The sequence below is a fragment of the Streptomyces sp. genome, assembly GCF_036524955.1.
GTDB lineage: Bacteria > Actinomycetota > Actinomycetes > Streptomycetales > Streptomycetaceae > Actinacidiphila.
Genome location: NZ_DATDBG010000019.1, coordinates 1 through 2157, shown reverse-complemented (window position 1 = coordinate 2157; position 2157 = coordinate 1). Strand labels below are relative to the sequence as shown.

At 72.3% G+C, this 2157-nt stretch carries 3 protein-coding genes; all 3 read left to right on the top strand.

The features are described from left to right. The coding region (locus VIW71_RS01750) for a glutaminase (RefSeq protein WP_331620029.1) at positions 1–444 on the top strand (444 nt) is incomplete at its 5' end. 148 nt (positions 445–592) lie between these two features. Further along, a complete protein-coding gene (locus VIW71_RS01745) occupies positions 593–1366 on the top strand; it encodes a hypothetical protein (RefSeq protein ID WP_331620028.1) in 774 nt (257 codons plus the stop codon). A gap of 31 nt (positions 1367–1397) precedes the next feature. Continuing rightward, entirely contained in the window at positions 1398–2120 is a 723-nt protein-coding gene (locus tag VIW71_RS01740; RefSeq protein WP_331620027.1) for an EcsC family protein, read from the top strand. The last annotated feature ends 37 nt before the right edge of the window (positions 2121–2157 follow it).

Here is a 2157-nt window from a genome sequence, read left to right as displayed (position 1 = left end):
CTCCTCAAGAGCTACGAGCGGCTGTACTTCGACCCCGACGAGGCGACCGACGTCTACACCCGTCAGTGCTCCCTGGACGTGACCGTCCACGACCTCGCGGTGATGGCGGCCACCCTGGCCAACGGCGGCGTGAACCCGGTCACCGGCGAGACGGTGATCAGACCCGGGGTGTGCCGGCGAGTACTGGCCGTGATGTCGAGCGCCGGGCTGTACGAGCTGTCGGGCGACTGGCTCTACCAGGTCGGGGTCCCGGGCAAGAGCGGCGTCAGCGGCGGCATCGTCACGGTCGCCCCCGGCAAGGGCGGGTTGGCCACGTACTCCCCTCCCCTGGACGCGGCGGGCAACAGCATCCGCGGCCAGCTGGCGACCAAGTACCTCGCCGAACGGCTCGGCCTCAACCTCTTCGCCTCCGTCCCCGCCGAGGGCTCCCCACCACAGTTCTGACGAGCGGTGACCCGACAGGCCCACAACGTCATACCAATCGTGGTCTACGGGCCTCCGTTCGTATGACGTCCCGGGGCGGGTGGCGCATCGAGGCCCACGGGAGGACCATCGACAGGGCGGGGCGAGAACGGCCCTCGAGGGGGACACCATGGAGTGGTTGCTGCTGCTGCTGGTCGCGGGAGGAGGCGGGCTCGCCGCCCGACAGATGCTCGGCCGCAGGTCCCACCACCGCGAGGAGGTGGAGGAGCTCGACGGCATCCGGCAGCTGGCCGACGAGGACGTCACGTACCTCGGCGAGCAGCTCCAGCGCCTCGACGCACAGGTCGCAGGGCAGCCGCTCGGTGCCGACGCCCAGCTCGACTACCAGGCGGCGCTCGACGCGTACGAGACCGCGCGGCGCGAGGTCCCCCGGATCCGCAAGGCCGAGGACGTCAGCACGGTCACCACCACGCTGTCGGCCGGGAGGTACGCGCTGGCGTGCGTCCAGGCCCGGGTGGCCGGCACCCCGCTGCCGGAGCCCCGCGAGCCGTGCTTCTTCAACCCGCAGCACGGGCCGTCGACGGTCAACGTGGTGTGGACCCAGCCCGGTCGTGGCACCCGGAGCGTCCCCGCGTGCGCGCAGGACGCCGCCCGGGTCGCCGACCACCAGCCGCCCGAGATCCGCAAGGTCGCCATGGGGTCCCGCAAGGTCCCGTACTGGGACGCGGGCGCCGGGTACCAGCCGTACGCCGACGGGTACTTCGCCGGCTCCGCGGTGATGATGTGGGCGTTCCAGCCACCCATTCCCTGGGGCGGCGGGGGTGCCTCCGGCTCGTTCGACGGCGCCGACTACGGCGGAGGCGGCTACGACGGTGGCGGCGGCGGGGACGGCGGTGGCGGCTACGACGGCGGTGGCGGCGGGGACGGCGGCGGCGGCAACTAGGCGGTTCGCCTCCGGATGACAGACTCGACGCATGGGACTCTTCGACCTGCTCAGGCCCGGCCGTGACGAGTCCGAGCGAACGGCGTCAGCCCTCGAGGCGGCGCGCGCCAACGCACCGGACGACAGCGCCATCGGGCGGCTGGTGCAGGTGTTCATGGACGCCGGCCTCGACGGACGAGGACCTCTCCGGTCGGCGACGAGCATCGCCGAGGCCGCCCGCCGCCGTACCTCCGATCCCGAGGAGGGCGTCGACAGGGTCGTCCGGCTGCACGTCGTGGGCGGGGCGGTCGGCGGGTTCGTGACCGGCCTCGGCGGCTTCGTGACCATGCCGGTCGCGCTGCCGGTCAACATCGCCGAGTTCTACATCCAGGCGACGCGGATGGTCGGGGGGATCGCGACCCTGCGCGGGTACGACCTCGCGGACCCGCAGGTGCGCACGGCCGTGATGCTGACCCTCGTCGGCGCCAGGGCCGACGAGGTGCTGGCCAAGGCGGGGCTCTCCACGAGCGGAGGATCGATGACCAGGCTGGCCCTCGGCAGGCTGCCACCGGCCGCGCTGATGGTCGTCAACAAGGCCGTCGCGTTCCGCCTGATGCGCGGCGTCTTCGAACGGTTCTTCTCCCGCCTGGGCCGCGGCGTGCCCTTCGTCGGCGGGATCATCGGCGCCGTCATCGACACCTGGATGATGCGGCAGATCGCCGCGCAAGCGCTCGCGGAGTTCCCGCGGGTCGAGACCTCGGGAGGCACTCCGTGAGCAAGGACGACACCCCCATCAGCGACCAGATCAAGCG